Origin of the sequence: Streptomyces tricolor, from assembly GCF_002155905.1 — a bacterium.
Taxonomy (GTDB): Bacteria; Actinomycetota; Actinomycetes; order Streptomycetales; family Streptomycetaceae; genus Streptomyces; species Streptomyces tricolor.
Map to the genome: position 1 here is coordinate 1 of NZ_MUMF01000759.1, position 1,795 is coordinate 1,795.

Genomic DNA, 1,795 nt, shown 5'->3' on the forward strand with positions numbered 1-1,795 from the left:
GGGGGCGTCGGCGGGGCGCTCGGGGGCTTCGGCGAGGCCGTGCGCCTCCGCTTCCGGCGCGGTCCCCGTCTCGGCCGGCCGGTGCGCCGGCGAAGCCGACGACGGCGCCGACGGGGCCGGTTCGGCGGGGGCATCCGTCACGCCGGGCGTGCCGGCGTCCTCGGTACCCGGGACGTGGTCGACGTGGCCGTTCTCCGGATGGCCGGCCGGACCGTGCCCGTACCCCTCCTCCGCGACATGCCCGTCCGCCGGGCCGTAGCCCTCCTCCGGAACGTGCCCGTCCGCCGGGCCGTAGCCCTCCTCCGGAGCACGCCCGTCCGCCGGACCGTAACCCTCCTCCGCGCCGTACCGCTCCTCGGCGCCGTAGCCCTCCGGGCCGTATCCGGCCTCCGGGCCGTACCCGGTCTCCGGCGCGTACGGCTCCGGGGTGCCGCCCGCCGGGTGGGCGCCGGTGTGGTCGGGCAGGGGGGTGTGGCCGGTGTGGGCCGTGGGGTCGTCCGTGGCCGGCTCGGCGGCGGGGCTGCCCCACGCGTGGCCCGCGCCGTCCGTCGCCCAGGGGGCCGGCGCGCCGCCGGGCAGGGTGGCGGGCGGGGTGCCGCCCCACTGCTCGACCAGCGAGGACGCGGTGAACTCGCCCGACTCGTCCGGGAGCTCGCCCCCGGCGACGGGGATGGACCACTGCCCGGTGACGTCGTGCCCCGGGGCGGCCGGTGCCGCGGGCTCCTCGAAGGTCCAGTGCTGGGTGGCCCCGGGCTGGTACGTGAACCGGTCGTCCGCGGCCTGCGGCGCGGCCGGCGTGGCGTTCGGGTCGGGCCACTGGCCGCCGCCGGGCGCGGGCCAGGTGTCCGCGGCACCGTCGGTGTGCGTGGCCGTGATCTGCGGCGGCACATAGCCGTGTCCGGGCGCGGCCAGCGGGCTGTCGCCGGACAGCAGGGCGTCGATGCCGCCCTCGGGGAGCTGGACGAAGGCGGTGGCGCCGTCGTCGTAGTCGCCCTGGGGCAGCGGGTCCCAGCGTCCGCCGCCCTGGGGCGTGCCCTCTCCGTGCTGGTCGTCGGTCACGACAGCGCCCTCCCCAGTGCTCGTCGGGCCAGCGCGGCGACGGTGCGCCGCAGGTGCAGTACGGCGGGCGGAAGCGGGGTCACCGAGCCGTCGGGCTCGGGGGCCGGGTCGGGGATGCAGGCCGCGGCGACGTACTCCCCGAAGGCGTGCAGGGCCTCCGGGACGAGCGCGCGGTCGTTGTCCCAGTCGATCAGCCCCGCGACCCACTGCTCGGCCTCCAGGGGCCTGAGCGGCATCGGCGCTATGGCCCCGACGGCGCAGCGCACGCCGCGCCGGGCGGGGTCGAGGACGAGGGCCACGGAGGCCAGCGCGCGGCCGGGGCCGGTGCGGCCGGTCGCCTTCAGGAAGACCTGCGGGGCGTGCAGCAGCGGTACGCGCACGTAGCCGATGAGTTCGCCGCCGCGCAGCAGCTCCACGCCGGCCAGCAGGTGCGACACCGGGATCTCCCGGCGGGCTCCGCCCGGGCCCGCGATGATCAGTGTCGCCTCCAGGGCGGCCAGCACCGGCAGCGCGTCCCCGGTGGGGGCGGCCGAGGCGATGTTGCCGCCCAGGGTGCCCGCGTTGCGGATGTGCGGCGGGCCCGCGGCGCGCGCGGCGGCGGCGAGCGCCGGGATGAGGGCCGCGAAGTCGGGGCGGCCCATGCGCGCGTGCGTGAGGCCCGCGCCGAGCAGCGCGTGGCCGTCCTGGTACTGCCAGCCGCGGATCTCGCTGATCCGGCCGAGGCCGACCAGCGCGG

At 79.0% G+C, this 1,795-nt stretch carries 1 protein-coding gene and 1 pseudogene; both read right to left on the reverse strand.

Translation table 11 applies throughout. The features are described from left to right. Window positions 1-1,059 (reverse strand): annotated as a pseudogene (locus tag CCN44_RS46935) (hypothetical protein); the annotation flags it as partial. After that, a partial coding sequence (locus tag CCN44_RS38965) for an FAD binding domain-containing protein (protein ID WP_086703748.1) occupies window positions 1,056-1,795 on the reverse strand: 740 nt, incomplete at its 5' end. The gene CCN44_RS38965 and the pseudogene CCN44_RS46935, both read right to left, overlap by 4 nt.